Source organism: Achromobacter sp. Marseille-Q0513 (assembly GCF_018195695.1).
GTDB lineage: Bacteria > Pseudomonadota > Gammaproteobacteria > Burkholderiales > Burkholderiaceae_B > Achromobacter.
In genome coordinates, this window is the sequence record NZ_JAGTJY010000024.1 from 26165 (window position 1) to 51677 (window position 25513).

General features: G+C 68.1%; 23 protein-coding genes, 1 tRNA gene and 1 pseudogene. 10 read left to right on the forward strand and 15 right to left on the reverse strand.

Going from position 1 to position 25513, the window contains the following annotated elements; translation table 11 throughout:
* The first annotated feature begins 143 nt into the window (after positions 1-143).
* Positions 144-1802, forward strand: coding sequence for a CYTH and CHAD domain-containing protein (locus KDH83_RS07840; protein ID WP_212314164.1), 1659 nt, complete (start codon positions 144-146; stop codon positions 1800-1802).
* 97 nt (positions 1803-1899) lie between these two features.
* On the opposite strand, the gene ftsY is transcribed toward KDH83_RS07840, so the two are convergent.
* Complete coding sequence (ftsY, locus tag KDH83_RS07845) at positions 1900-2904, reverse strand: signal recognition particle-docking protein FtsY (RefSeq protein ID WP_349291606.1); 1005 nt, start codon at positions 2902-2904, stop codon at positions 1900-1902.
* A gap of 451 nt (positions 2905-3355) precedes the next feature.
* On the opposite strand from ftsY, the gene rsmD reads away from it, so the two are divergent.
* The 4 genes from rsmD (at position 3356) to KDH83_RS07865 (ending at position 6080) form a co-directional block, all read left to right on the forward strand.
* Positions 3356-3922, forward strand: coding sequence for a 16S rRNA (guanine(966)-N(2))-methyltransferase RsmD (gene rsmD / locus KDH83_RS07850; protein ID WP_212314199.1), 567 nt, complete (start codon positions 3356-3358; stop codon positions 3920-3922).
* Positions 3923-3980: 58 nt separating this feature from the next.
* Positions 3981-4484 carry a pantetheine-phosphate adenylyltransferase gene (gene coaD / locus KDH83_RS07855; protein ID WP_103271061.1) on the forward strand — a complete coding sequence of 168 codons (504 nt, stop codon included), beginning with the start codon at positions 3981-3983 and terminating at the stop codon, positions 4482-4484.
* A gap of 145 nt (positions 4485-4629) precedes the next feature.
* Positions 4630-4881 (forward strand): YfhL family 4Fe-4S dicluster ferredoxin, encoded by a 252-nt coding sequence (locus KDH83_RS07860; protein ID WP_103271062.1) that lies wholly within the window; start codon positions 4630-4632, stop codon positions 4879-4881.
* The gene (locus KDH83_RS07865) at positions 4878-6080 is read left to right on the forward strand and encodes a benzoate/H(+) symporter BenE family transporter (protein ID WP_212314170.1); all 1203 of its coding nucleotides are present in this window, start codon (positions 4878-4880) and stop codon (positions 6078-6080) included. Before KDH83_RS07860 ends, KDH83_RS07865 begins: the two co-directional genes overlap by 4 nt.
* 103 nt (positions 6081-6183) lie before the next feature.
* On the opposite strand, the gene KDH83_RS07870 is transcribed toward KDH83_RS07865, so the two are convergent.
* The 4 genes from KDH83_RS07870 to KDH83_RS07880 all read right to left on the reverse strand — a co-directional run bounded on the left by KDH83_RS07870 (position 6184) and on the right by KDH83_RS07880 (position 10203).
* The gene (locus KDH83_RS07870; protein WP_212314172.1) at positions 6184-6585 is read right to left on the reverse strand and encodes an MOSC N-terminal beta barrel domain-containing protein; all 402 of its coding nucleotides are present in this window, start codon (positions 6583-6585) and stop codon (positions 6184-6186) included.
* The gene (locus KDH83_RS07875; RefSeq protein ID WP_212314175.1) at positions 6582-9077 is read right to left on the reverse strand and encodes an AsmA family protein; all 2496 of its coding nucleotides are present in this window, start codon (positions 9075-9077) and stop codon (positions 6582-6584) included. Before KDH83_RS07875 ends, KDH83_RS07870 begins: the two co-directional genes overlap by 4 nt.
* 278 nt (positions 9078-9355) lie before the next feature.
* Positions 9356-9481 carry a hypothetical protein gene (locus tag KDH83_RS32850; RefSeq protein ID WP_283093806.1) on the reverse strand — a complete coding sequence of 42 codons (126 nt, stop codon included), beginning with the start codon at positions 9479-9481 and terminating at the stop codon, positions 9356-9358.
* Between the two features lie 107 nt (positions 9482-9588).
* Entirely contained in the window at positions 9589-10203 is a 615-nt protein-coding gene (locus KDH83_RS07880) for an XRE family transcriptional regulator (RefSeq protein ID WP_249204926.1), read from the reverse strand.
* A gap of 118 nt (positions 10204-10321) precedes the next feature.
* Here KDH83_RS07880 and KDH83_RS07885 point away from each other — a divergent pair, with 118 nt between their 5' ends.
* The 3 genes from KDH83_RS07885 to KDH83_RS07895 all read left to right on the forward strand — a co-directional run bounded on the left by KDH83_RS07885 (position 10322) and on the right by KDH83_RS07895 (position 13244).
* Positions 10322-11224 (forward strand): DMT family transporter, encoded by a 903-nt coding sequence (locus KDH83_RS07885; protein ID WP_249204927.1) that lies wholly within the window; start codon positions 10322-10324, stop codon positions 11222-11224.
* 67 nt (positions 11225-11291) lie between these two features.
* Entirely contained in the window at positions 11292-11795 is a 504-nt protein-coding gene (locus tag KDH83_RS07890) for a DUF2938 domain-containing protein (RefSeq protein WP_212314176.1), read from the forward strand.
* Between the two features lie 327 nt (positions 11796-12122).
* The gene (locus KDH83_RS07895; protein WP_212314178.1) at positions 12123-13244 is read left to right on the forward strand and encodes a glycosyltransferase family 4 protein; all 1122 of its coding nucleotides are present in this window, start codon (positions 12123-12125) and stop codon (positions 13242-13244) included.
* A gap of 107 nt (positions 13245-13351) precedes the next feature.
* Here KDH83_RS07895 and ychF read toward each other — a convergent pair whose 3' ends face one another.
* The 10 genes and pseudogenes from ychF to KDH83_RS07945 form a co-directional block, all read right to left on the reverse strand.
* Positions 13352-14443 (reverse strand): redox-regulated ATPase YchF, encoded by a 1092-nt coding sequence (gene ychF / locus KDH83_RS07900; RefSeq protein ID WP_212314181.1) that lies wholly within the window; start codon positions 14441-14443, stop codon positions 13352-13354.
* A 126-nt stretch (positions 14444-14569) separates the two neighbouring features.
* Positions 14570-15346 (reverse strand): CPBP family glutamic-type intramembrane protease, encoded by a 777-nt coding sequence (locus KDH83_RS07905; RefSeq protein WP_212314183.1) that lies wholly within the window; start codon positions 15344-15346, stop codon positions 14570-14572.
* Positions 15347-15405: 59 nt separating this feature from the next.
* Positions 15406-16002, reverse strand: a complete 597-nt coding sequence (gene pth, locus KDH83_RS07910; RefSeq protein WP_103271073.1) for an aminoacyl-tRNA hydrolase — start codon at positions 16000-16002, stop codon at positions 15406-15408.
* Positions 16003-16098: 96 nt separating this feature from the next.
* On the reverse strand, positions 16099-16710 hold the full coding sequence (locus tag KDH83_RS07915; protein WP_212314185.1) for a 50S ribosomal protein L25/general stress protein Ctc: 612 nt from the start codon (positions 16708-16710) through the stop codon (positions 16099-16101).
* 130 nt (positions 16711-16840) lie between these two features.
* Positions 16841-17791, reverse strand: a complete 951-nt coding sequence (locus KDH83_RS07920; RefSeq protein WP_212314186.1) for a ribose-phosphate pyrophosphokinase — start codon at positions 17789-17791, stop codon at positions 16841-16843.
* 171 nt (positions 17792-17962) lie between these two features.
* Positions 17963-18039: transfer RNA gene (locus KDH83_RS07925), tRNA-Gln, on the reverse strand.
* 1 nt (position 18040) lies between these two features.
* Entirely contained in the window at positions 18041-19015 is a 975-nt protein-coding gene (gene ispE, locus KDH83_RS07930; protein ID WP_212314188.1) for a 4-(cytidine 5'-diphospho)-2-C-methyl-D-erythritol kinase, read from the reverse strand.
* 47 nt (positions 19016-19062) lie between these two features.
* A complete protein-coding gene (locus KDH83_RS07935) occupies positions 19063-20667 on the reverse strand; it encodes a methyl-accepting chemotaxis protein (protein ID WP_212314190.1) in 1605 nt (534 codons plus the stop codon).
* Positions 20668-20992: 325 nt separating this feature from the next.
* Complete coding sequence (lolB, locus tag KDH83_RS07940; RefSeq protein ID WP_249204932.1) at positions 20993-21538, reverse strand: lipoprotein insertase outer membrane protein LolB; 546 nt, start codon at positions 21536-21538, stop codon at positions 20993-20995.
* 56 nt (positions 21539-21594) lie between these two features.
* Positions 21595-23471, reverse strand: a pseudogene (locus KDH83_RS07945) (tetratricopeptide repeat protein).
* Between KDH83_RS07945 and mutM the strand changes: the two are divergent.
* Both mutM and KDH83_RS07955 read left to right on the forward strand, forming a co-directional pair.
* The gene (gene mutM / locus KDH83_RS07950) at positions 23470-24297 is read left to right on the forward strand and encodes a bifunctional DNA-formamidopyrimidine glycosylase/DNA-(apurinic or apyrimidinic site) lyase (RefSeq protein WP_212314207.1); all 828 of its coding nucleotides are present in this window, start codon (positions 23470-23472) and stop codon (positions 24295-24297) included. The pseudogene KDH83_RS07945 and the gene mutM overlap by 2 nt on opposite strands.
* A 305-nt stretch (positions 24298-24602) precedes the next feature.
* Positions 24603-25513: MBL fold metallo-hydrolase (locus tag KDH83_RS07955; protein ID WP_212314194.1), on the forward strand; the 911-nt coding region annotated here is incomplete at its 3' end.

A 25513-nucleotide genomic window follows, 5' to 3' on the forward strand; every position in this document is an offset into this window, starting at 1 on the left:
GACAGCCCGCGCGCGGATGATTGTTGATGCACCGCAACCCCGTATATGCTCGTGTGGGTTTTGTGAAATAAATATGACCGGTCATCAAACCTCCCTCCCCGTTTGATTAAGATCTCGGCTTTTGCCGTTGGACACCCGCCGCCATGTCGGAACAGGAACTGAAACTGCACGTGCCCGCGGCGTCTCGCCAAGCCGTACAGCGAGAGATCAAGCAGCGCGAAGCCACCCGCATCCGCCTGCATGCCATGTACTTCGATACGCCCGAGCGCGAGCTGGCGCGGGCGCGCATCGCGATCCGCCTGCGGCTGGAAGGCCGCGACTGGGTGCAGACGCTGAAGATGCCCGGCGCCGACGCCATCACCCGCATCGAAATGAATCACCCGCGGCCCGGTCCGGTGCTGGACCTGTCGGTCTATGCCGGCACCGATGTCGAAGCGCCGCTGGCGGCGATCAAGGGCGAGCTGGGCCTGCGCTACGAGACCGACGTGCTGCGCTTGCTGCGCCGCGTGCGCACGCGCCACGGCATGGTCGAGCTGGCCTATGACACCGGCATCCTGCGTGCGGGCACGCTGGAACTGCCCATCTCCGAACTGGAATTCGAACTGGTGTCGGGCAAGCCGCGCGCCATCTTCGCCGCGGCCCGAGGCTGGCAGCAGCGCCACGCGCTGGTGCTGGACCCGCGCAGCAAGTCCGAGCGCGGCGACGCGCTGGCGCAGTTGGCGCACAAGCTGGCCGAGGTTGACGCCGCCGCCGGCGACGACCATCAGGCGCGCCGCGCCGAGGCCATCGCCCGGTTCTGGGCGCCGCGCGGCGCGGCCGCGATCAAGCTGCGCGAGGACATGAGCCCGCCGCAGGCCATGGGCGCCATCGCCGCCGAATGCCTGGACCAGATCGCGCGCAACGCCGCCGTGCTGGCCGAAGTGGACACCGAAGGCGTGTACCGCGCCGGCAATTCCGAACACGTGCACCAGCTGCGCGTGGGCGTGCGCCGCCTGCGCTCGGCCTGGAAGCTGTTCGACGGCTGGATCGCGCCGGTGCCCGACGCCATGCTGCAGCAGGCGCGCGCGCACTTCGCCGCCTTCGGCGCCAACCGCGACCAGGACGTGCTGAACGAAACCGTGGCGCCCGCGCTGGCCCGCGCCGGCATGCCGGTGATCCCCGTGGAATCGACCCCGCCCGAGGAAGACGCCCAGACCATCGCCGGCGGCAAGGCCTTCCAGGCCTGGCTGCTGGACCTGCTGGAATGGAGCCTGGACGTGCCGCCGCCAGCGGCCGCCCCGGACGGCCACGCGATCGCCAACGGCACGCCCACGGACGCCGCGCCCGAGCCGGCCATCCGCCTGGAAGGCGGCGTGCCCGGCGCGCTGGTGCAGCCCACCATCATTCCGCTGCAGGGCGCGGAGCCCGAAACGCCTCGGCTGCACAAGCAGCTGGCGCGGCGGCTGCGCCGCTGGCACGGCAAGGTCGCCGACCAGGGCCTGCAATTCGCCTCGCTGGACATTCCCGCGCGCCACGAGCTGCGCAAGCGCGGCAAGCGGCTGCGCTACAGCCTGGCCTTCGCCGAATCGCTGCTGCCCGCCGCCAAGCTGCGCGGCTACCGCAAGCTGCTGTCGCGCGTGCAGGACATCCTGGGCGAGATCAACGACCTGGCCGTGGCCAAGGAACACTACGAGGCGTGTACGGCCACGCACCCGCAGGCCTGGTTCGCGCTGGGCTGGATCAGCGCGCGGCTGGAAGAGCTGGCGACGGAAGCGCAGCAGGCCTTCGACGACCTGGCACACAGCAAGCCGTTCTGGAAGTAAGGCAGGCGCGGGCCTGCCTCCAAACCGCGTCGCGGATGAAAAACGGGCGTCCTTCGCAGGACGCCCGTGGCGTTTCAAGGCGCGACCACCATCGTGATCAATCGGCCAGCAGCGCTCCGGCGAACTCGTCCGCCACGAAGGGCTGCAAGTCTTCCAGGCTTTCGCCGACGCCGATCCAGTACACCGGCACCGGGCGCACGCCCTGGCTGCCCGCGGCCACGGCGGCCAGCGTGCCGCCCTTGGCGGTGCCGTCCAGCTTGGTCACGACCAGGCCGGTCAGGTTGATGGCAGCGTCGAAGGCACGGATCTGGGCCAGCGCGTTCTGGCCGGTATTGCCGTCGACCACCAGCAGCACCTCGTGCGGCGCGGCGGCGTCGGCCTTGCCGATGACGCGGCGGATCTTCTTCAGCTCTTCCATCAGGTGCAGCTGCGTGGGCAGGCGACCCGCGGTGTCCACCATGACCACGTCGATGCCGCGCGCGCGGCCGGCATTGACCGCGTCGAAGGCCACGGCTGCCGGATCGCCGCCATCCTGCGCGATCACGGTGACGTTGTTGCGGCTGCCCCATTCGATCAGCTGCTCGCGCGCGGCGGCGCGGAACGTGTCGCCCGCCGCCAGCAGCACGCTGGCGCCCTGGCGCTGGAAGGTATGGGCCAGCTTGCCGATGGACGTCGTCTTGCCCGCGCCGTTGACGCCGGCGATCATCACCACCAGCGGCTTGGCGCCCTTGAGATCGAAGGACCGCTCCAGCGGGCGCAGATGGTCGGCCAGCAGCTGGCGCAGCGCCGCCTTGACCTGGGCGGGGTCCTCGATGCGTTCCTTCTTCACGCGCGCGCGCAGCGCGGTGAGCAGCGTCTCGGTGGCCTCCAGCCCGGCATCGGCCATAATGAGCGCCGATTCCAGTTCCTCGAACAGGTTCTCGTCGACCTTCACGCCGACGAACAGGCCGCCGATGCTCTGGCCGGTGCGCGACAGGCCCTGCTTGAGCCGGCTCAGCCAGGATGCTTTCTTCGGCGCCTCTTGCGCCGGCGGCGCGGCCTCGGCGACCGGAGCCGGGACGGGCTGCGGCGCGACCGTCTGCTCGACGACCGGGGCGATGATCGGAGCAGCGACCGGAGCAACTGCCGAGGCAACTGCCGGCGCAGCCACTGGCGCCTGGACCGCCGGCGCCTGCGCGGCGATGGGCGGTTCAATGACGACGTCAGGCGCCTTGGGCGTATCAGACACCGGAGCGGGCGTGGCCGGCACAGGCGCCGCAGCGGCGGGCAGCGACGGCGCGGGCGTGACGACCGGCGCGGCAGCGGGCGTGTAGGCGGCAGGCGCGGACGGCGCCACGGGAGCCGACGGCGCGGGCGCTACCGGCGACGCGACGGGCTGTGCGACGGCGCTATGCTGCGTGGAAACGGTCGCCGGAATGGCGGGCGCGACGGCCGTCTGGGCCGGCGCGGCGGGGATCGCGGGCGCCTGAGCGGCGTCCACGGCCTCCGGCGGCGGCGCGGGCTGGACCGGCGCGGCGGGCGGAGGGGATTTTTTCTTGAAGAAGCGGCTGAACATGGGTAACAAGGATATTCGTATCGTTGGGGGCCAATATCGGCGCACCCCCATTGCCGTGCCCGACGTGGAGACGTTGCGCCCCACGCCCGACCGGGTGCGCGAGACGCTGTTCAACTGGCTCAATCACCTGTGGGGCGGCGAGTTCTCCGACAAGCAGGTGCTGGACCTGTTCGCCGGCAGCGGCGCGCTCGGCTTCGAGGCGGCGTCGCGCGGCGTGGCGCATGTGCAGATGGTCGAGTGCGACAGGACGGCGGCGTCCGCGCTGCGGACGCTGCGCGATAAGCTCAAGGCCGACATGATACGCATCCATGTGGGCGACGCGATGCAGGTCACGGAGCGGATGGATGCGTCCCGCTTTGACCTGATCCTGCTCGATCCGCCCTTCGGACAGGGCTGGCTGCCGCGCCTGTGGCCGCTCTTGCCGGGCATCCTGACCGAAAACGGACTGGTCTATGTCGAGGCCGAAACCCCCATCGAACCGCCCCCGGGATTCCAGATCCTGCGCCAGGACAAGGCCGGCGCCGTCCACTACCATCTGCTGGAATTTGCTGCATTGCGCAAATAGATCAATAATCCGAGCTTCGGAGGATGGTGTACACCACTTATAACGGTACGGAGCTCGCATGATCATCGCTGTTTATCCCGGCACTTTCGACCCGCTGACCAGAGGACACGAAGACCTGGTCCGCCGCGCCGCCGCGCTTTTCGACAAAGTCGTGGTGGGCATCGCCCACAGCCGCAACAAGAAGCCCTTCTTCAGCATCGACGAGCGCGTCGAGATCGCGCGCGAAGTGCTCGGCCACTATCCCAACGTGGAAGTGCAGAGCTTCGGCGGCCTGCTCAAGGACTTCGTGCGCGACCAGGGCGGACGCGTGATCGTGCGCGGCCTGCGCGCCGTGTCCGACTTCGAATATGAATTCCAGATGGCCGGCATGAACCGCCATCTGCTGCCCGACGTCGAGACGCTGTTCATGACGCCTTCGGACCAGTACCAGTTCATCTCGGGCACCATCGTGCGCGAGATCGCCCAGCTGGGCGGCGACGTCAGCAAGTTCGTGTTCCCCTCGGTCGAGCGCTGGCTGCAGGAAAAGGCCAAGGAACGGCGCGAGCAGTCCTGGCCGGGCTGAACGAACCCGTCCCCGTCATCTCCGGAAGGGCGCCCCAGCGGCGCCCTTTGCGTTGATACGCCCGTCGCCGGCATGGGCATGCCAGGGAGCCCGCGCGGCCCGGCGCTACAATGGGCCAGCCCCCAGCCAGACTCCGCCGCCCATCATGGCCCTGACCATCACCGAAGAATGCATCAATTGCGACGTTTGCGAGCCCCAGTGCCCGAACGACGCGATTTCCATGGGCGACGAGTATTACGTCATTGACCCCGACCGCTGCACCGAATGCGTCGGCCATCATGACGAGCCTCAGTGCAAGGTGGTCTGCCCGGTGGAGTGCATCGAGCTGCATCCGCAGTGGAACGAAGGCCAGGAGCAGCTCATGGCCAAGTACCGCCGCCTGACGGGTGCCGCATGAGCGGCGCCGCCCAGCCAGACTCCGTTCCCTCTCCCCGCCCCCACGCCCGCCGCGACGTCTCGGCCTCGGCCATCGCCGCCGGCCTGGTCGCCGTGCTGGTGAGCTTCGGCGGCACCGCCGTGCTGATGGTGCAGGCAGGCCATGCGGCCGGCCTGAACGCCGCCCAGATCGGCTCCTGGATCGGCTCGCTCAGCCTGGTGCTGGGCGCCGGCGGCGCGGCCTACAGCCTGCGCACCGGCCTGCCCGTCGTCATGGCCTGGTCCACGCCCGGCGCGGCCCTGCTGGTGACCGCGCTGGCGGGCGTGCCCTTCAATGAAGCCGTGGGCGCCTTCGTGCTGGCCGCGGCGCTGACGCTGGCCTGTGGCCTGTTCGGCTGGATCGATCCCATCCTGCGCCGCATTCCCGGGGAAATCGCCGCGGCCATGCTGGCCGGCGTGCTGCTCAATTTCGGCATGGGCGTGTTCACCAGCCTGGGCAAGCAGCCCGCGCTGGTGCTGGCCATGTGCGCCGCCTATCTGCTGTGCCGGCGCTGGGCGCCGCGCTATGCCGTGCTGGTGGTGATGGGCGTGGCGGTGGCCGTGGCCGCCGCGCAGGGCCTGATCCAGACCGACCAGCTGGACCTGCACCTGACCGAGTTCGTCTGGACCACGCCGGTATTCAGCGCGCAGGCCGCCATCAGCCTGGGCATTCCGCTGTTCGTGGTGGCGATGGCCTCGCAGAACCTGCCGGGCCTGGCCATCCTGCAGGCCTCGGGCTATCGTCCGCCCGCGTCGCGCCTGGTGGCCGCCACCGGCATCCTGGGCCTGCTGGCCGCGCCCTTTGGCGCGCACAGCGTCACGCTGGGCGCGATCAGCGCCGCCATCTGCACCGGCCCCGAGGCGCATCCCGATCCGTCCAAGCGCTACATCGCCGCCGCCACCTACGGCCTGTCGTACTTCGCGCTGAGCATCGTGGCTGGCGCCGTGGCCGTGTTCTTCCAGGCGCTGCCCGCGGCGCTGCTGGCCGCGCTGGCGGGCCTGGCGCTGCTGGGCACCATCATGGGCGGCATGGCCACCGCCATGGCCAATCCGGCGCGGCGCGAGGCCGCGCTGATCACGCTGCTGGCGACCGCCTCGGGCTTCAGTTTCTGGGGCATCGGTTCGGCCTTCTGGGGCCTGGTGGCGGGCCTGCTGGCCCACACCCTATTTGAGAAGGGGTGACCCACCCCCGAAGCGCTACGCGCTTCCCCCTCAAGGGGGCGCAACTGCGGACCGGCAAAGCCGGCTCCGCGTTGCCCCGATCGTTGCATGGCGGGTGTGCGCTTTAGGGCGAGGGGGTATCGGGCCAAGCGGACACCGGCGTGTCCGGATGCACTTTCATGATGCGGCAGGGTACCTGCACGAAGTTCGAGATCCAGGCCGCGGCCAGCTCGCCCTCATCCACCACGTCGATGACCAGCTCGCCGACCCGCATGCTGTAGCGCACGCTGTCGTCGTCCTCGATCACGTCCAGCGGGATGTCCATGCGCAGCATGCCGGGCGCCTTCAGCACCAGGTAGCCCATGCGCAGCTCGACCGACACATCGGCCAGGCGCGGGCACAGCTCGCGGTTGAGCCATTGCCCCGAATCGTTGGCCACCAGCCATTGCCGGTGATAGGGCGCGGCCTCGGGCTGCGCGGTCAGGCCGCACTCGGCGACGGGCTGGTACTGCGGCGTGCCGGTCATCGTCCCAGCAGGCCCTTGAGCGCCTTGTCCACGGCCGCGCCGCCCTTGCCCTTGCCGGTGACGGCGTCACGCAGCTTGTTCTCCAGGCTGCGCTTGAGGATGCCGCCAATGGCTTCCTTCCACAGCACGGTATAAGACGGCTTGTCGAACGTGCCCCGGACGTGGACCGGGATGGTCACGTCCTTCAGGTCGATCAGTTCCTTGCCTTCCTCGCTGGCCGACGGATTGACGACGCGCGCGCGCGCCACCAGGTCCAGCTCGTTGCGGACGAAATCGATGGAAGCCGGCTCGCCCTGCGTCACGCGCAGCAACGGTGAAACGAAGTTCAGGCGCTTGACCGCGGCCACGCCCTTGGTGAAGGCCAGGTCGGCGTCCATCTCGGAGAACTCGGTCTGCTTGCCGCTGTCGGCGGCCACGGTGTGGTCCTGCGCATCGGGCGAGATGGCGGCCTTGAGTTCGCGCAGCGTCTGGGTCAGGTTGATGCCCTTGACCGCGCCGTCGCGCAGGCGCAGCTGCAGCGTGCCGCCCAGCCCGCTCTTCATGGCGTAGGCGTTGGCGCCCGCGGTCTTCAGGTCCAGCGCCAGGCTGCCCGTGCCGCTGAGCACGTTCTTCTGCGCCAGGTCCATCAGCAGCGGCTCGATCGCGATGCCCGCCAGCGACAGCTTGGTGGCGATCTGATTGCCCTGCGCCGCATCCAGGCTCAAGGTGCCGGCCAGCTTGCCGCCATACAGGCCGGCGGTCAGGCTGGACACATCCAGCTTGCCCTTGTCCAGCTTCGCCGTGGCGGCCACGTCGTCGGCCTTCAGGCCGCGCACCACCAGCTTGCCGATCTTGAGCGTGCCGTTGACGCTGGGACCGACCAGGGCCGACAGGTTGATGTTGTCGTCGGCGGCCGGCGCGGGGGCCGGCTGCGCGGGCTTGGATTCGTCTTTCTTGCCTTCGGCGGGCGCCTTGGCGGGCGCGGCCGCGGCCGGCGGCGCCAGCTTGTCCAGGTCCAGCGTGTCCACGGCCAGCGCGAAATTGACCAGCGGCGTGTCGCGCAGCTTGCTGATGTCGGCGCTCAGGTCGAACTTGCCGCCCTCGAGCACGGCGTTGATCTTGGTGCTGGCCTGGTCCTTGAGCAGGTCCACGTTCAGGCTGCCGATGACCGGGATCTGCAGGCTGCCCTTGGGCAGGCCGGGATCGGTGATGTTGACGTCGCCGCGCAGCCCGGACAGGCCGCCGCTGCGCTGGAGCAGGTTCAGCGACAGCGGCGAGGCGAAGTTCAGCTTGACGATGCGCTCGCCGCTCTTGGACGTGCTGTCCAGCTTGGCTTCCTTGATGTCCAGCTCGCCGGCGTTGCCGCTGATGCCGTTCAGGCCGAAGCTGGCGTCCAGGCCGCCCACGCGCACGCGGCCGGTCAGGGCCTCGCCGGTGGCGGATGCCGGGGAAATATTGAGCGCGGGCGCGTCGACGGCGAATTCAAACGGGCCGTCGGCCAAGCCGCCCTTGGCGCGCACGGCCAGCTTCTCGATCTGCAGCTGGCTCTTGTGCGGATCCACGGACAGCTTGGGCACGGCCACGCTGGCTTCGACATTGGTCGCGCGCGCGGCCGGATCGGTGATCTCGCCCTGGAACAGCACTTCCAGCGCGGACAGGTCCAGCGCCGACTTCTGGCCGTTGAACGCGAGATTGCCGCGCATGGACAGGCTCTTGGCCTCGGCGCCGGGCAGCTTGCCGTCGACCCGCAGATCCAGCTTCTGCGCGGCATAGCGCTTGGCCGAGGGATCGAGCGTCAGCAGCGCCTGGCCGGTCAGGTTGGCGTCCACGCGCGGATTGCCGCCTTCGAGCTTGGCGGTCAGGCGCACGTCGAAAGGCTGGTTGAAGGTGACGCGGCCGGTATTGGCATTGATGCGCGTCACCGCCACGGCCATGCCCGAGATGGCGTCCTGCAGCTGCACCTCGCCGTCCTTCAGGTCCAGGCCGGCGATATCGATCTGCATATTGCTGCCCGACGACGGCAGGTTGCCGCTGGTGATGGCCTGCGCCGCGGTCTGGGCCGCGCCCGCGATGGCCTCGGCCGGATTGGCCGGCGCGGTCACCACCGGCGCCGTGCCGCCCACCAGGTTGCTGAAATTGAACTGGCCGTCCTTGCCGCGGATCACGCGCGCCTTCAGGCCGCTGATGGCGACGTGGTCCACCACGAAGCTGTTGGACAGCAGCGGCCATACCGCCACCGCCAGGCGCGTGCTGTCGATCGACGCGAAGGTTTCCTTGCTGCCGGCCTCGGACAGCGACACGCCCTGCACGGCCAGGCCGATGCGCGGGAACAGCGAGAGCTCGATCTCGCCGTCGATGGTCAGCGTGCGGTCATAGCGTTCCTTGACAAGCTCTTCCAGCTTGTACTTGTACGCATTGGGATCGAATGTCAGCAAGAAGATGGCCAGGCCAACGACGGCCACGACAACCAACACTACCAGGCCTATCAATATGCGCTTGAACCACGTTTTCATTGCTGCCCCGTCGGTACCTCGACTGGAAATCCCTGTGATGCCGCGCTGCCGCGCGGCGCTGGCGCTTCGCCGGCGGCCGGGCCGCGGGCGTTTTGAAATCCATTTGCCTTCGGCTGCAAATCCCCACGCCGGCCAGATCCGCGGCGCGGCGCCGGAGAAGAAGCGTGCTTGAAGGAAAAGCCTGCGGAAAGCGCCGGCGACGCCGGCATGCAGATATCGCTATCGTAACAAATCGGAGAACGCGTGCCTGCGTCATGCCCGCGTCCCGGCCATCGCGGCTAGTCCTCGATGGGCTGGTCCTGCGCCAACGGCGCGCGCGCCGCGGGCGCCCAGGCGCTGGACAGGCAGGTCAGCATGCCGAATGCCGCCCCCGCCAACGCAATCCGTATCGCCCACGACTTCATGTCCTGCTCCTTCCTCATCTTGGCGACAAGACTATAGGCAAGACACAGGGCTCAGTCTGCGGGAAGATTCTTAAAGCGAGGATCATCCTCAAGACAAGTTCAAGCGCTCAGCCGTGCTCCAGCAGCATCACCGCCACGGTGTCGGGCGCCAGCGCCTCGAACACATGCGGCACGTCGGCCGCATGACGGATGTAGTCGCCCGGCGCCAGCTCCACCTCCTGCCCCAGCGGCCCGATCCGCGCGCGGCCGCTCGCCAGGATTACATGCTCGATCATGCCCGGGCCATGCGGCCTGGACAGTCGCGGCTCGCCGGGCTGCGCCCGCACCCGGTACACATCGCGCTGCGCGCCCGCGGGACAGGCGGCCAGCAGCGTCGCCGCATAGTTGCCCTGCTCGGACACGGCAGCGGCGCCTTCGTGCGCGCGAATGACCTGCACCCTGGCCTGGGCTTCGCCGATCAACCGGCTTACCTGCACATCCAGCGCCATCGCCAGCGCCCACAGCGTTTCGAGGCTGGGATTGCCCACGCCCGATTCCAGCTGCGACAAGGTGGATTTGGCCAACCCGGCGCGCCGGGCCAATTCGGCGAGCGACATGCCGGCGCGTTCGCGCTCGCGGCGCAGCGCGGTTGCCAGCAGGCCAATGGGAGCCGGCGAGGCGGCGGTGGGCGCCGAGTCAGCGGTTGGGGAAGATGGCTGGTGCATGGTGCGGGTCCGATCCATGGCGGGTCCGCTTTTTCTGCGGCCCCGGACGTTCGACTTGACGAACGATATTAAATATTTGTTCACTATATCAATCCATCGTTCGATATGAAAGGCCGGCGCCAGCCAGCGACGACTCATGCCCATCACCGACAACACCCGAGGCGGCCTGCAGATGACGGCCGCGATGATCATTTCCGGCACCGTCGGCTGGTTCGTGCTGGCGGCCGGCGTGTCGCCGCGCGCCGCGGTGTTCTGGCGCTGCCTGTTCGGCGCGCTGGCCATGCTGGCCGTCTGCGGCTGGCTGGGGCAACTGCGGCCGGGCCTGCTGAGCCGCCGCCAGGCTGGCCTGTGCGCGCTGGGCGGCGTGGCGCTGGCGCTGAACTGGACGCTGCTGTTCGGCGCCTACGGCCACGCGTCCATCTCGGTCGCCACCATCGTCTATCACACGCAGCCCTTCATGCTGGTCGCGCTGGGCACGTTGTGCTTCAAGGAGAAACCGGGCGCGCGCAAGCTCGCCTGCCTGGCGCTGGCCTTCGGCGGCCTGGCGGCCATCGTCGCGGGCCGGCCGGCGGCGGCCCTGCATGCGGGCGGCTCGTTCGCCACCGGCGTCGCGCTGGCCCTGGGCGCGGCGTTCTTCTACGCGATCGCCGCCATCATCGCCAAGGGCTTGAAGGGCGTGCCGCCGCATCTGATCGTGCTGATCCAGCTCCTCATCGGCGCGGCGCTGATGGCGCCCTCGGCCGCCCTGCCCGACCAGCCGCGCGCCTGGGGCCTGCTTGTCGCGATCGGCGTGGTCCATACCGGCCTGATGTCGACGCTGCTCTACAGCGCGCTGCAAAAGACCGCGACCAGCCTCATCGGCGTGCTGTCCTTCATCAACCCCATCGTCGCGATGCTAGTGGATGCGCTGGCCTTCGATCAGCGCATGAACGCCATCCAGATCGCCGGAGCGGCGCTGATCCTGCTGAGCGCCGCGGCGATGAACCGGCCGGCGCGCGCAGGCGGTCCGACCGAAGTCGGCGTTGACAGGCGGTCTTGATATTTAATATCATTCAATTAATTTATTGAATGTATGGAGCACTCGTCTTGCGGCGCGCCCCGACACCATGACCATCGATTCCGATTTCCTCGTCCGCATCCTGCTGATCGGCGCCGGCGCCACGCTGGTCATGGACGCCTGGGCGCTGTTTCTCAAGCGCTGCTTCAACATCCCCGGCCTGAACTACGCCATGGTGGGCCGCTGGATCGGCCATCTGCCGCGCGGGCGGTTTATCCACCCGAACATTGGCAAGGCCGAACCGGTCGCGGCGGAAGCCGCCATCGGCTGGATCGCGCACTACGCCATCGGCGTCGCCTTCGCGGCCCTGCTGCTGCTCATCGCCGGACCACAATGGGCGCAGCGCCCGACCTTCCTGCCCGCGCTGCTGGTCGGCATCGGCACGGTGGCCGCGCCCTTCTTCATCCTGCAGCCCGGCATGGGCGCGGGCATCGCCGCGTCCAGGACGCCCAATCCCCCGGTCGCGCGGCTGCGCAGCCTGATGGCCCACGCGTCCTTCGGCGTCGGGCTGTATCTGGCCGGACTGGCATGCCGGGCGGTGCTGGCGTCCTGATCCGTCGCCCGCCGCGCGCAACGAAGCTGAACGCGCCGCGCCACGCAGCGCCAATGCACAGGCCGCGCCTGTGAGCCTCATGACGGCCCGCGAGCGCGGGCCGTCTTTACATTTCCCGAAAAGCCCCTAGAATCCTGCCACGCGCCGCTACCCGGGCGGCAGGACGCAGCCACGCCACAGGCACGGCTCCAGGGCCGCGCCCCGCGCCGCCAACCCGCCCGCTGGCCACGCGCCGCGAACGGCCCGTGCGCGACGCCACGGCGTCTCCAGCGCTTCCAGCCGGATTGGCCTTCAGCAAGGCGCGCCCCTCCCTCTTTATCGACCCTCATGCAGATCTTGCACACCCTGGCCGGCTCCCATCTGGGCGGCATGGAATTCCGCGTCCTGGAACAGGCGCAGTGGCTCAAGGAGCATGGGCATGTCGTGGCCATCGCCGCGCCGCCCGGCAGCGAGACGCTGAAAGCGGCGCACGAGCGCTCGCTGGAAGCCGTGGGCATCGACTTCGAATCCGCCTACTCGCCGCCCACCGTGATGGGGCTGCGCCGGCTGGTCAAGCGCCTGCGCATCGAGGTCATCGACGCCCACAGCCGCGCGGACGGCAAGACCAGCGCGCTGTGCCAGGACCTGTGCGCCGTCGTGCGCACCCGCCATTTCGCCAAGTACCTGCGCAGCAGCCTGCGCAAGCGCCTGGAATGGCGCGTCGGCTGCCATCACGTCATCGCCACCAGCGGCGAAGGCCGCAACGACATCGTGTCAGCCGGCTTCGCGCCGGCCGAACGCGTCAGCGTGGTCGGCGAATGGGCCGACCAGCGTTTCTTCCTGGACGTGGACAAGGCCGCGCTGCGCCAGCGCATGCGCGCCGAACTCGGGCTGGACGCCGACGCCTTCGTGGTCGCCACCATCGGCATGCTGCGCCCGGAAAAGCGCCAGGACGATCTGCTGCGCGTGGTCCAGCAGCTGCGTCAGCGCGCGATCCCCGCCATCGCGCTCGTGGTCGGCACGCCCACCGCCGAGAAGGCCGCCTTCGGCCCCCGGCTGCACGCGCTGGCCGATGAACTGGGCATCGCGGCCCACACCGTATTCGCCGGCCATCGCGGCGACATCGATCAGGTCATCCACGCCGCCGACGCGCTGCTGGTGCCCTCGTCCAACGAGGCCTGGTCGCGCGTCGTGCCCGAAGCCTTCGCCGCCGGTTGCCCGGTGGTGGTCAGCAATGTGGGCGGACTGCCCGAGATCGTGAAGCCGGACGAGACCGGCTGGCTGGCCGAGCCGGGCGACGTGGCCGGATTCACCGGGCATGTGGCCGGCATCTGGAGCGATCCCGCACGGGCGCGTCGGGTGGCGGAGCAGGCGCGCGCCTTCGCCGAAGACAACTTCCAGTTAGGGCGCAAGATGGATGAAACGCTGCGGGCGTATGAAGTGGCGATCAGGCGCAAGCGCGGGCGCTGAGGCGCGATGAGGCGCTATGAAAAAAAGCCGAGGCCCGCCAGATGGCGGGCCTCGGCTTTTGCCGCTGGGCGCATCCGTTCCGTGAGAAGCGGGTGCGCGGGCCGGGATCAGACGTTGAACAGGAAGTTCATCACATCGCCGTCCTGCACGATGTACTCCTTGCCTTCGGCGCGCATCTTGCCGGCTTCCTTGGCGCCCTGCTCGCCCTTGTAGGCGATGTAATCTTCATAGGCGATGGTCTGCGCGCGGATGAAGCCGCGTTCGAAGTCGGTGTGGATCACGCCCGCGGCCTGGGGCGCGGTGGCGCCGATCGGCACGGTCCAGGCGCGCACTTCCTTCACGCCGGCGGTGAAGTACGTTTGCAGGCCCAGCAGCTTGAAGGCGGCGCGGATCAGGCGGTTCAGGCCCGGCTCTTCCATGCCCATGTCGCTCAGGAAGGCCTGGCGGTCGGCGTCGTCCAGGTCGACGATCTCGGACTCGATGGCGGCGCAGATGGCGACCACGGGCGCGTTGCGCTTGGCGGCGAACTCGGTCAGGCGGTCCAGCAGCGGGTTGTTGGTGAAACCATCGTCGGCCACGTTGCCCACGTACATCGCGCGCTTGGCGGTGATGAAGCAGAGCTGGGCGATGTCGGCCTTTTCTTCGGTCGTCAGGTCCAACGCGCGGATGGGCTTGGCTTCATTCAGCTGGGCCACGCACTTTTCCAGCACGGCCACGATGCGCTGCGATTCCTTGTCGCCGGAACGCGCGGTCTTCTGGTGGCGTTGCAGGGCCTTCTCGGCGGTCTGCAGGTCAGCCAGCGCCAGCTCGGTCTCGATGACCTCGATGTCGGCGATGGGGTCGACCTTGCCGGCGACGTGGATCACGTTCGGGTCTTCAAAGCAGCGCACCACGTTGACGATGGCGTCGGTCTCGCGGATGTGCGAGAGGAACTGGTTGCCCAGGCCTTCGCCCTTGCTCGCGCCGGCCACCAGGCCGGCGATGTCCACGAACTCGACCGTGGCCGACAGGATGCGCTCGGGCTTGACGATCTCGGCCAGCTTCTGCAGGCGCGGATCCGGCACTTCCACGACGCCCACGTTGGGCTCGATGGTGCAGAACGGATAGTTCTCGGCGGCGATGCCGGCGCGGGTCAGAGCGTTGAAAAGCGTCGATTTGCCGACATTGGGCAGGCCGACGATGCCGCATTGCAGAGCCATGGGAATCCTGTGTAGGTACGGTATTGATCGTTAACGTTCTAGTTTACCCCGGCCCTGCGTCAGGCATATGGGGACGCGGCAGCCTGGCCGGCGGGCGTGCGGGCCAGCTTCCGGCGACATGCCACGCTAGGTGGCCGCCCCAGGCACCCAGCGCATCACCGCCCAGATCAGCACGATCGGCCCCGCGTTGAAGACGGCGTGCAGCGCGATGGCCGCGCCGATGCCCCTGCGCACCCGCATCCAGCCCAGCGCCAGACCCGTGAGCCATTGCGGCAGCACCAGCAGGGGCAGCAGCCAGTACGGCGTCTTGCTGAAGACGAAATTGCTCAGGTGCACGGCGGCGAAGGTCAGCGTGGCCAGGTGGAACACCAGGCCGAAATGCTTCAGGTAGTAGCGACGCCAGGTCGTATCCCAGCCTTGCAACGGCTGCGCGCGCCGGATCAGCGCCCAGACGGCCAGCAACAGGAACGCGGCCAGCAGCAGCCCGGTCCAGATGCGCGGCCCCCACAGCACCACGGGCACCAGCGCCGGGCACAGCCACAACGCCTGCCTGGGCCGTCGCAGGCCGTAGCGGAACAGCATTTCCTCGACCAGCGGCGCCCAGATGATGGCGGTCAGCCAGGGGATGTTGGTGGGATCCAGCCTATGCGTGGCGCCCGCGAGTCCGGCGGCGGCGACCGCCACCGGTCCCAGCGCGAACAGGTTCACGCACCATAGCAGCAGCGCCCAGGCCAGCAGCCGGCCGGGGCGCACGCCGGGCCAGAAATCGCGCCACACGCCGCCGCCCGGTCCGCGCCCCGGCAGCCGAGCCGGGCTCGGCCGGCGGATGAAGCGCCAGAAATCGACCAGTTCGTCGCGAAAACGCGTTTTGCGGGATGTGGACACGACAGGCTGGGCGGACATGTGCATTTCAACGATTCAAGGTGCGGGCTCATCGCCCGCGGCAGACGGCTACAACCCCTTTAGGCATCGTTGCCGCTGTGAAGTTGCCGCGTCGCCAGCGGAAAATCACCGGCCAGCATCGCCGGCACCACGGCGCGGCAGCGATCGATCACCGCTTCGATCGCCGTCTGCTCTTCGCGGCGCGGCGGGTGCAGGACGAAGTCCGCGACCTGCTGCGCCAGCCCCAGCGTGCGCGGATGGCCGATGCCGATGCGCAGGCGCCAGAAATTGGGGCTGCCCAGCGCCGCCTGGATGTCCTTCAGGCCGTTGTGGCCGGCGTGCCCGCCGCCCTGCTTGAGTTTCACCTGGCCGGGCATGAGGTCCAGCTCGTCGTGCAGCACCAGCACGGCCTCAGGCGCGAGCTTGTAGAAGCGCGCCAGCGCGCCGACCGCTTGGCCGGAACGGTTCATGTAGGTGTTGGGCTTGAGCAGCAGCACGTTGTCCGCGCCCAGCCGGGCCTTGGCGACCATGCCGAAGAACGACTTCTCCAGCGCGAAGGACGCGCGCAGATCGTCGGCCAGATGGTCGGCCAGCCAGAAGCCGGCATTGTGCCGGGTGGTTTCGTAGTCGGGGCCGGGATTGCCCAGCCCGACGATGAGGCGTATGGGAGTAGACATGATGGGGGTGTTTAAACCAAAAAACCCTGCGCATGCAAATGCACGCGCAGGGTTTCGGCGTCAGCCTTGCGCAAGCCCGGGGGCTTGCGACCTGGCTTAGGCGGCCGGAGCAGCTTCGGCGGCGTCGTCAGCGGCGGCGCCGCCCTTGACCACGGCAGCGACCAGCAGCGGGTTGGCTTCAGCGCCGTGCGGGACGTACGTCACGCCCTTGGGCAGCTTGATGTCGGCCAGGTGGACCGACGCGCCGGGCAGCAGGTCCTTCAGGTCGATTTCGATGAACTGCGGCAGGGAGGCCGGCAGGCAGGTGACTTCCAGCTCGGTCAGCACGTGGCTGATGATCGCGCCGCTCAGCTTGACGGCCGGCGAGACTTCAGCGTTCAGGAAGTGCAGCGGCACCTTGGTGCGCAGGGCCTGGTTGGCGTCCACGCGCTGGAAGTCCACGTGCAGGACTTGCGGCTTGTAGGCGTGCCATTGAACCGAACGCAGCAGGACTTGCTCTTCCTGGGCAGCGCCTTCCAGCGCCATTTGCAGGATGGAAGCGTGGAACTCTTCCTTGCGCAGGGCGTGGTAGATCTCGTTGTGGTCGAGTTCGATGTTCAGGGGGGCAGCCGTACCGCCATAAACGATGGCGGGAACGCGGCCCGCGCGGCGCAGGCGGCGGCTCGCACTCGAACCCTGGACGCTACGCGCAGTGGCATTGAATTTCATGGAAAACTCCAAAAGCAAAAAATGGCGAAACGGGTTCGCCGGTTGTGTTCACGGCGCGCAAGGTGCGCGCCGTGTTTTTCGCGTCCTGCCGCGACCAGCAAGACGCAAATCCGGGTAGTGCCGACTGGCCTCAGTCGACGAACAGCGAGCTGACCGATTCCGCGTTCGAGATACGCAGGATGGTCTCGCCCAGCAGCGCCGCGCAGGACAGCTGGCGGATCTTGCCGCTGGCCTGGCTTTCTTCGGACAGCGGGATGGTGTCGGTGACGACCAGCTCGTCCAGGGCCGAGCCCTCGATGCGCTCGATCGCGCCGCCCGACAGCACGGGGTGCGTGCAATACGCGTAGACGGCGCCGGCGCCGCGGTCCTTCAGGGCCTGGGCCGCCTTGCACAGCGTGCCGGCGGTGTCGACCATGTCGTCCATGATGATGCAGGTGCGGCCGTCGACTTCACCGATGATGTTCATCACTTCCGACACGTTGGCGCGCGGACGACGCTTGTCGATGATGGCCAGGTCGGCTTCGAGCTGCTTGGCCAGCGCGCGGGCCCGCACCACGCCGCCGATGTCCGGGGACACGACGACCAGGTTCGAAAAGTTGCGGCGCCAGATGTCGCCCAGCAGGATCGGACCCGCGTAGATGTTGTCCACGGGGATGTCGAAGAAGCCCTGGATCTGGTCGGCGTGCAGGTCCATCGTCAGGACCCGGTCCACGCCGGCCACTTGCAGCATGTTGGCCACGACCTTGGCCGAGATCGCGACGCGCGCCGAGCGCGGGCGGCGGTCCTGGCGGGCGTAGCCGAAATAGGGAATCGCGGCGGTGATGCGGCCGGCCGAGGCGCGGCGCAGGGCATCGACCATCACCATGATTTCCATCAGGTTGTCGTTGGTGGGCGCACAGGTGGGCTGCAGGACGAAGACGTCCTTGCCGCGCACGTTCTCGTTGATCTCGACCATCACCTCGCCGTCCGAGAAGCGACCCACGGTCATCTTGCCCAGGGACATGTCGAGGTGGTTGACTACGTCCACGGCCAGCCGAGTGTTGGCGGTGCCCGTGAAGATCATGAAACTATCGTTTGCCATGATGGATGATGCGATGGTCGTTTGAAACAGACGCGAACGGAGTGAAGCGGGGGTGATGCAGGGTGACGCGAGGTGTTGCGCTAAAGCAGAACCTGGCCGGAAAACAAAAAAGCTGCTGAACCGGGGCCAGTGTCTGACAGGCGTGTTCAACAGCTTTTTTATGTATTCGGCTGGCTGGGGAGGAAGGATTCGAACCTTCGCATGCCGGAATCAAAATCCGGTGCCTTAACCAGCTTGGCGACTCCCCAACTATCTTGCAATCCAATCCCGCAGTGGGTGTTCAGCTAATCCGGCGCAAGCCTGAACCAACCGAAACCGTGGATGAGCGGTTTGCTGAAAACTATTTGTTTTAACAGCGCCGCGCATTGTAGCGGTAATTTCCGTTTTCGCCAAAGCGGCTTCGGAAAGTTTGGAGTATTCGGCGAACAAACACGCACCAGACCCCGACATACGAACATGGACTCCATGTTCAGTAAGCCACCGCGATGCCCTGAGAACCTCAGGATAAAGACGGTAAACCACCGGCTCCAGATCATTTCTGCCAAAAAATTCGAAGCTGGCGGGCCCGGCGTTTAGACCAGATCCCCGTTCGCTTTCAGTGCAATTTTCGGTGCAGAAAGTAGGCGAAGCAAGAAAGTCCGCTATTGTGATCGAAGAAGTATCCCTTGTCAAATCCTCTGCGGAAAAAATTCCAACAGTGGGCACGCTGGCATCCGGCTGGGCCACCAGATAGGCGCGCTCGGGCAGCGCCACCGCGCTGAGATCCTCGCCCACGCCCTGGGCAAAAGCCGATTGCCCGAACACGAACACGGGCACGTCCGCGCCCAGCGGCAACGCCAGATCCATCAGCTGGCGCCGACTGAGATTCGTGCCCCAGAGGCGATTCAGCGCGATCAGCGTGGAGGCCGCGTCGCTGGAGCCGCCGCCCAGGCCACCGCCCTGCGGGATGCGCTTTTCCAGGCTGATCTGCGCCCCCTGGCGCGTGCCGGTGGCGCGTTGCAGCGCGCGCGCGGCGCGCACCGTCAGGTCCTGGTCCTCGGGCACGCCGGGCAGATCGGTGGCGCGGCTGATGATGCCGTCAGCGCGCGTCTCGAAATGCAGCGTGTCGCAGAGGTCGATGAAGCGGAACACGGTCTGCAGCAGGTGGTAGCCGTCTGCGCGCCGCCCCACGACGTGCAGGAACAGGTTGAGCTTGGCGGGCGCGGGTACGTCGTAGAGAGTCACGGGAATCGGCCGAAACGGATGCGATTCCCGGATTTTAGCCAGCGCGCTCAGGCCAGCTGCGGCGTGGCGCCGGGCGCGCCCTGCAATTGCGCGGCCTGTGCCTCGATCACCTGCCCGCCGGGCAGCTTGAACACCGACACCGCGTCCGCAAGCTGGCGCGCCTGCTCTTCCAGCGCGCCGGCCGCGGCGGCGGCCTGCTCCACCAGCGCCGCGTTCTGCTGCGTCACGTTGTCCATTTGCGCGACGGCGCGGTTGACCTGATCGATGCCGCTGGACTGCTCTTCGGACGCGGCCGAGATCTCGCCCATCAGGCTGGTGACGCGCTGCACGGAGTCCTCGATCTCGCGCATAGTGGCGCCGGCCCGCTCGACCTGGGCCGAGCCCACGCCGACCTTCTGCGTGGAGTCCTCGATCAGCTGCTTGATCTCCTTGGCCGCCGCGGCGCTGCGCTGGGCCAGCGTGCGCACCTCGCTCGCGACCACGGCGAAACCCTTGCCCTGCTCGCCCGCGCGCGCCGCTTCCACGGCCGCGTTCAGCGCCAGGATATTGGTCTGGAACGCGATGCCGTCGATCACGCCTACGATGTCGGCAATGCGCGCCGAGCTGCCGGAAATGGCGCGCATGGTCTCGACCACGCCGGCCACCGCCTCGCCGCCGCGCCGCGCGACCGCCGCCGATTCGCCCACCATGCGGTTGGCCTCGTGCGCGATGCCCGCGTTCTGCTTCACGGTGGAAGCCAGTTCCTCCATGCTGGCCGCGGTCTGCTCCAGCGACGCGGCCTGCTGCTCGGTGCGGCTGGAAAGATCGGCGTTACCCGAGGAGATTTCGCGCGAGCCCACATGGATCTCATCCACGCCGCGACGCACCGAGGACACCGTGCGGACCAGGCCATCCTGCATGCCCTTGAGCGCCGCCAGCAAGGCGCCGATCTCGTTGCGGCCTCGATCTGCCACGCGGCGCGTGAGGTCGCCCTCGGCGATGCGCCTGAAGATCTCGCCCGCCTCCAGCAACGGCCGCACGATCATGCGCCGGATCAGCACGTGTGCGCCGACCGCCATGACCAACCCCGCGACCAGCAGGCCCGCCAGCACATAGACGAACAGCGACTGGAACAGCGAGATCTCTTCCATCACGCCCTGCCCGGCCTCCTCGGCGCGGCGCATGAAGGCGTCGCGCTCGTTGACCAGGATCTCCTGCGCCTGCTGCGTGGCGGGCTTGCCGTAGGCGTCGGCGTCGCCGCCCTCCAGCGCCTTGCCCAGGGACTGCAGATTGCCGCTGAAGGTGGTGTAGGCCTCGATCAGATCCGCCGACGCGGTTTTCTCCTCGGCGCTCAGGCCGCTGGCGAAGCCCTGGAAATTGCGGTCGCCGGCGGCGATGCGCTGGCGCGCCAGCCGCAATGCGGTGGTGTCTCCGGGATTGCCCTTGGCCACGCGGGCGGCATAACGGGTCAGGTCGGTGCGCGCCGCCACCAGCGACAACGCGGCGGAATTGACGGCGTTGACCTGCTCCGAGGACAGGCGGTAGAGCTGTCCGACATCCTGATTGGTCTGTCGCAGGGCGACGAAGCCCATGCCTCCGACCAGCAACTGGAAGGTGAAGAAAGTCGCGATGATTCCCAGCAGTATCGTCGCGACGCGGGTGTTCCTGAACATGGGCAATTCTCCGTAGGGGCGGCGGCTTGGTTCGACGCCGGTCTTGCGGTCCGTCCGGGCTCGTAGCCCGAACGGGCATGAGGAGAATTATTCAACTTCGACGAAATATTTCCATCAGTAACAATACTGATTTCCTTCTGTTTATTGCATCGATGAAATCTTTCTGTAGCACCGGCGCAGCCCTCATGCGGTCCGCGGGCAGGCCCTTTGCAGCCTCGTGCCGAAGAAAGGGCGGAACAGACACGCAAGTCAGCCATGCGGCAGGCAAACAAAAGGCGCCCCATGGGGCGCCTTGTTCCTGGCATGCGCAACCGCGCACGACGCGTCAGGGCTGGTTGACCACCAGCCGCACCAGGATGCGCCGGCCAGGCTCCTGCCGTTCCATCACCAGCAGCATCGGCCCTTTCGTGTCGTAGCGCGACAGCCGCACGCGCCAGCCGCCCTGCTCGAAGCCGGCCGGACGGCCCAGTTCATCGCGCGACAACTCGCCCGGCTCGGGTTCGGCGGGCAGCTTGCCGCGCAGCCAGTCGCGCAGGCCGGACACCGGCATGCTGCTGCCCAGCGCGTCCTCGGCCAGCGCGTCGGGGTTGTCCGCCACCAGACGGGTGCCATCGGCCTTGGTCAGGCTGGCGCTGCCGGGCAGGCCTTCGACGCGCGCCTCGGTGGAGCCCAGCGGATTGGTCAGGTCCAGCACGTAGCGACGGCCATCGTCGGACCAGGAAAAACCGCCCTGCACGGCATTCTGCTTGCCGCTTTCCTCGTTGACCGTGATGGCGAAGCGCCCGATGCGCGAGAACGCGTCGGGCCCAATGCCCTCGATGGGCTTGGGCGTGGTGGTGCAGGCCGCCAGCGTGAACGCCAGCATGACCATCAAGGCCCCGCGCAGCCACGCCGACGCGTCGCGCCAGCGGACCATGACGGCCGTGGTCAAAGCGCGACCCCCAGCCGCTTGATGGTGTCGAGCAGGGCGCGGTTGGTCGGATCCTTGAGCTTGGCGCCGCGCAGCAGTTCCACCGCCTGGTCGCGCTTGCCCTGGCTCCACAGCACTTCGGCCAGGTGGGCGGCGATGTCGGCCTCGGGACGCGTGCTGTAGGCGCGGCGCAGGTATTCGGCCGCGGCGGCCTGGTCGCCCATGCGGAATTTGACCCAGCCCATGCTGTCCAGGATGAACGGATCGTTGGGCGCCAGTTCCAGCGCCTGCGTGATCAGGTCCAGCGCCTCGGGCAGGCGCTGGTTGCGGTCGGCCAACGTGTAGCCCAGCGCGTTGTAGGCGTGGGCGTGGTCCGGGTCCAGCGCGATGACCTGGCGCAGCAGGCGCTCCAGGTCGGCCACGCGGTCCTGGCGCTCGTACAGCATGGCCAGCTCGTACTTGATTTCCACCGTGTCGGGCAGGTCGCGGTCGGCGGCCTCCAGCACCGCCACCGCCTGGCCGACGCGATCGGCGTCGCGCAGGATCTGCGCCTTGGTCAGTACGCCCTGGGTGCGCTCTTCCTCGTCCTGCGGGCCGGCGGCATCGATCATGGCCAGGGCGTCGTCGACGCGGCCTTCCTTGGCGCGCAGCGCGGCCTGGCGCATGCGCACGGAAAAACGCAGCGTGGGATCCTCGATACGGCCGAGTTCGTTGATCGCTTCGTCGTAGCGGCCCTGATCCTCGGCGATGCGCGCCAGCAGCACGTGCGCGTCGGCAGCCGCCGCGCCGGCGTCGGTGGCGCCGGGCACCGTGGCCCGCTGGCGCTGGTTCTGCACGTCCAGGTACTGCTGCAGCAAGGTACGCGCCTGCTGCAACTGGCCGGCCTTGTAGGCCAGCTGGGCCTGCATGAAGAGCAGGTCGAAGTCCTCGGGCGAACGGCGCGACATGGACTGCAACTCAGCCAGCGCGGCGTTGTAATCGCCGCTGTCGGCCAGTTGACCGGCCAGCATCAGGCGCACCTTGCGCGCGTTGGGATTGCGCGCGATATAGGCGCGCGCCTCGGTCTGGGCGCGCTGCGGATCGACCTTGAAGCCGTACTCCAGCACACGCTGGGCGGCGGGTTCCGACTTGGGATCGGACGCCAGCGCGGCGCGCGCTTCCTGGGCCGCGCGCTCGTCGTCGCCGGCCGCCGAGGCCACGTCGGCCAGCGCCATATGAGCGGCGGGCAGCTTGCGCACGCCGTCGCTGAAGGATTCGTCCAGGATGCGCAGGGCCAGCCTGCGGTCGTTCAGGCGGCTGAGCACGGCCAGGGCCTGGCCGATGGCGGCGGGCTTGTCGCGCGAGGCGTCGATGCGGTTGCGCAGCGCCTGCGACAGGCCACGGGTCTGGCCGTTGGCCGCCGCCAGCGCCAGCTCGGTGGAGCTGGCCTCGAGGTCGTTGGGCGACAGGCGCGCCCAGACGCGGGCCGCGTCCAGGGCGCCGGGCAGGTTGCCGCCCGCCAGCTGGAATTCCAGCGCGCGGCGCGCCAGGCGGGGGTCGCCGGTGTCGCGCGCCAGGCCGACCATGGTGGTGGCAGCCGTGCCGTACATGCCGCGCTGGGCGGCGATCTCGGACGCCAGCACTCTATAGAAGATGTCGGCGGTCAGCGACACATAGGGCAGTTGGCCCGCCCGCAGGCGGATCACTTCGGTTTCCGCCTGGCGGGTCTGGGGGGCCATGCGCGGGCCCGTCGCGTCCCGCGCCCGGCCGTCCGCCGCCTGGGCCAGCGTTGACGCCAGAGCAAGCGCCAATGCGGCGATACCGATATTCATTTGTTTGATAGACGACTTCACGCGGCCCGTCCGGTTGATGGCACAATCTTCGAACACCAATTGTTGATCTTACACTGGCTCATGCCGGAACTGCCCGAAGTCGAAACCACGCGTCGGGGAATAGACGCCGTCATCACCGGCCGCAAGCTCGCCCGGCTGGTCATCCACGAAGCCCGCATGCGCTGGCCCATTCCGCCCGATCTGCCCGGCCTGCTGGCCGGCCGCGAGGTGCTGGAATGCGCGCGCCGCGGCAAGTACCTGCTGCTGCGCTTCGAGCATGGCACCCAGATCGTGCATCTGGGCATGTCGGGTTCGCTGCGCAGCGTCGCGCCGGGTGAATTCCTGCGCAAGCACGACCACGTCGAATGGATCTTCGACCAGGCGGTGCTGCGGCTGCACGACCCGCGCCGCTTCGGCGCGGTGCTGTGGCACGCCGCCGGCGACGGCCCGATCGAGGCGCATCCGCTGCTGGCCAAGCTGGGCATCGAACCCTTCGACCCGCGCTTCGACGGCGCCTGGCTGCATCGGCATTTCCAGCGCCACAGCGCCGCCATCAAGCAGGTGCTGCTGGCCGGCGCGGCCGTCGTCGGCGTGGGCAATATCTACGCATCCGAAAGCCTGTTCCGCGCCCGCATCAACCCCAAGACGCCGGCCAACAAGCTGTCGCCCGCCCGCTGCGACCGGCTGGCCGAATGCGTGCGCGCCACGCTATCAGACGCCCTGACCTCGGGCGGCAGCACCCTGCGCGACTACGTGGGCGCCACCGGCGAGCCGGGCGCCTACTTCGAGATCCACGCCGCCGTCTACGAACGGGAAGGCCAGCCCTGCCGGGTCTGCGCCACCCCGATCAAGCGCATTGTCCAAGGGCAACGGGCGACCTACTACTGCCCCAAATGCCAGAGGGTGTAACCCCCCCGAAGCGCTGCGCGCTTCCCCCCCAGGGGGGCGCCGCCGCGGACCGGCAGGCGAGCCCCACCCCGAGCGCTACGCGCTCCCCCTCAAGGGGCGCCGCCGCGGACCGGCAAAACCGGATCCGCGCGGCCCCGGTTGGGGCGGCTTGGGAGCGGGGCGGCTGTTCCGCCCTCGCCCGTCATGTCGTGCGGCACGATGGAGGTTTGTGAGAGTTTGTTTATAGCAAACGTATTGCACAAACACTAACGCCAGACTATATTCCTTCCACACCCTATTCCTATAAAACAGTGGAAGGAGCCCCCATGAGCAAGCAATTCGCCTCGCACGCCGACCTGGAAGACAAGGTCGTCTCGTTCGAAAAACTGTCCGACAACGCCTATGCCTACACCGCCGAAGGCGATCCCAACACGGGCGTGATCATCGGCGACGAGGCCGTCATGGTGGTCGACACCCAGGCCACCCCGGTCATGGCCCAGGACGTGATCCGCCGCATCCGCGAAGTGACGGACAAGCCGATCAAGTACGTGCTGCTGTCGCACTACCACGCCGTGCGCGTGTTCGGCGCGTCGGCCTACCAGGCCCAGGAAATCCTGGCCAGCCGCGACACCTACGACCTGATCGCCGAGCGCGGCGAGCAGGACAAGGCCAGCGAGATCGGCCGCTTCCCGCGCCTGTTCCGCAACGCCGAATCGATTCCGCCGGGCCTGGTCTGGCCGTCCATGACCTTCAAGGGCGAAATGACCGTCAACCTGGGCAACCTGGAAGTCCAGCTGCTGCAGGTCGGCCGTGGCCACACCAAGGGCGACACCATCGCCTGGCTGCCCGAGCAGAAGATCCTGTTCGCCGGCGACCTGGTCGAATACCAGTCCACGCCCTACTGCGGCGACGCCTATTTCCGCGACTGGCCCTCGACGCTGGACGCGCTGTCCGGCTTCAACGCCGAGAAGATGGTGCCCGGCCGCGGCCCGGCCCTGAAGAACGCCGAGGAAGTCCGCAAGGGCCTGGCCGGCACCCGCGCCTTCCTGACCGACCTGTACGGCGCCGTGAACCGTGGCGTGGCCGAGGGCAAGGACCTGAAGACCATCTATCGCGAGGTCTACGACTTCATGAAGCCGCGCTACAGCGACTGGGTGATCTTCGACCACTGCATGCCGTTCGACGTGTCGCGCGCCTATGACGAGGCCCAGGGCATCACGCATCCGCGCATCTGGAC

Coding starts and splice junctions, on each gene's coding strand:
- KDH83_RS07840 (WP_212314164.1), top strand. CDS start 144: ATGTCGGAACAGGAACTGAAACTGCACGTGCCCGCGGCGTCTCGCCAA.
- rsmD (WP_212314199.1), top strand. CDS start 3,356: ATGGGTAACAAGGATATTCGTATCGTTGGGGGCCAATATCGGCGCACC.
- coaD (WP_103271061.1), top strand. CDS start 3,981: ATGATCATCGCTGTTTATCCCGGCACTTTCGACCCGCTGACCAGAGGA.
- KDH83_RS07860 (WP_103271062.1), top strand. CDS start 4,630: ATGGCCCTGACCATCACCGAAGAATGCATCAATTGCGACGTTTGCGAG.
- KDH83_RS07865 (WP_212314170.1), top strand. CDS start 4,878: ATGAGCGGCGCCGCCCAGCCAGACTCCGTTCCCTCTCCCCGCCCCCAC.
- KDH83_RS07870 (WP_212314172.1), bottom strand. CDS start 6,585: ATGACCGGCACGCCGCAGTACCAGCCCGTCGCCGAGTGCGGCCTGACC.
- KDH83_RS07875 (WP_212314175.1), bottom strand. CDS start 9,077: ATGAAAACGTGGTTCAAGCGCATATTGATAGGCCTGGTAGTGTTGGTT.
- KDH83_RS32850 (WP_283093806.1), bottom strand. CDS start 9,481: ATGAAGTCGTGGGCGATACGGATTGCGTTGGCGGGGGCGGCATTCGGC.
- KDH83_RS07880 (WP_249204926.1), bottom strand. CDS start 10,203: ATGGATCGGACCCGCACCATGCACCAGCCATCTTCCCCAACCGCTGAC.
- KDH83_RS07885 (WP_249204927.1), top strand. CDS start 10,322: ATGCCCATCACCGACAACACCCGAGGCGGCCTGCAGATGACGGCCGCG.
- KDH83_RS07890 (WP_212314176.1), top strand. CDS start 11,292: ATGACCATCGATTCCGATTTCCTCGTCCGCATCCTGCTGATCGGCGCC.
- KDH83_RS07895 (WP_212314178.1), top strand. CDS start 12,123: ATGCAGATCTTGCACACCCTGGCCGGCTCCCATCTGGGCGGCATGGAA.
- ychF (WP_212314181.1), bottom strand. CDS start 14,443: ATGGCTCTGCAATGCGGCATCGTCGGCCTGCCCAATGTCGGCAAATCG.
- KDH83_RS07905 (WP_212314183.1), bottom strand. CDS start 15,346: ATGTCCGCCCAGCCTGTCGTGTCCACATCCCGCAAAACGCGTTTTCGC.
- pth (WP_103271073.1), bottom strand. CDS start 16,002: ATGTCTACTCCCATACGCCTCATCGTCGGGCTGGGCAATCCCGGCCCC.
- KDH83_RS07915 (WP_212314185.1), bottom strand. CDS start 16,710: ATGAAATTCAATGCCACTGCGCGTAGCGTCCAGGGTTCGAGTGCGAGC.
- KDH83_RS07920 (WP_212314186.1), bottom strand. CDS start 17,791: ATGGCAAACGATAGTTTCATGATCTTCACGGGCACCGCCAACACTCGG.
- KDH83_RS07935 (WP_212314190.1), bottom strand. CDS start 20,667: ATGTTCAGGAACACCCGCGTCGCGACGATACTGCTGGGAATCATCGCG.
- lolB (WP_249204932.1), bottom strand. CDS start 21,538: ATGGTCATGCTGGCGTTCACGCTGGCGGCCTGCACCACCACGCCCAAG.
- mutM (WP_212314207.1), top strand. CDS start 23,470: ATGCCGGAACTGCCCGAAGTCGAAACCACGCGTCGGGGAATAGACGCC.